Origin of the sequence: Clostridium sp. AM42-4 (assembly GCF_003480105.1) — a bacterium.
In the GTDB taxonomy this organism is placed as follows: Bacteria; Bacillota; Clostridia; order Lachnospirales; family Lachnospiraceae; genus Brotaphodocola.
In genome coordinates, this window is the sequence record NZ_QUIK01000043.1 from 621 (window position 1) to 1,073 (window position 453).

At 40.8% G+C, this 453-nt stretch carries 1 pseudogene; it reads left to right on the plus strand.

Features of this window, described 5'->3' with window-relative positions:
• Nucleotides 1-453: pseudogene (locus DW922_RS18210) on the plus strand (carbohydrate ABC transporter substrate-binding protein); the annotation flags it as partial.

Consider the following 453-nt stretch of genomic DNA (forward strand, 5'->3'; position numbering starts at 1 on the left):
TGGATGGTATTGAATGGCGAAACGGTGCAGAGACTGCAGCGGATGAAGTAAAGTTTGATGATGTATTATGGAAACGTATTTTTTCAGAAACCAGTCAGTTTCTTAAGGACTCGCACTTTGGTAAAGAAGATATCAATATTGACATCAATACAGGAACCCAGATGTTTGTTGAGGAAAAATCAGCAATGTTTCATGGACATCCGACGGTTATGCAGCAGCTGCAGAAACAGATGGATGCGGAGCTGATCCGTATTCCTTACTTTTCACAGACATCGAATGAATCCTACGTGTACATGACTCCATCCTTAAACATTGCATTTAACAAAAATCTGGAAAAAGACCGGGAGAAACTGGATACTGCACTGGATGTGCTGGATTGTATGATTTCAGAAGAAGGGCAAAAGCTGATTGCGGATGGAAGCGGTGTTATTTCATTGAATACAGATGTTCCAA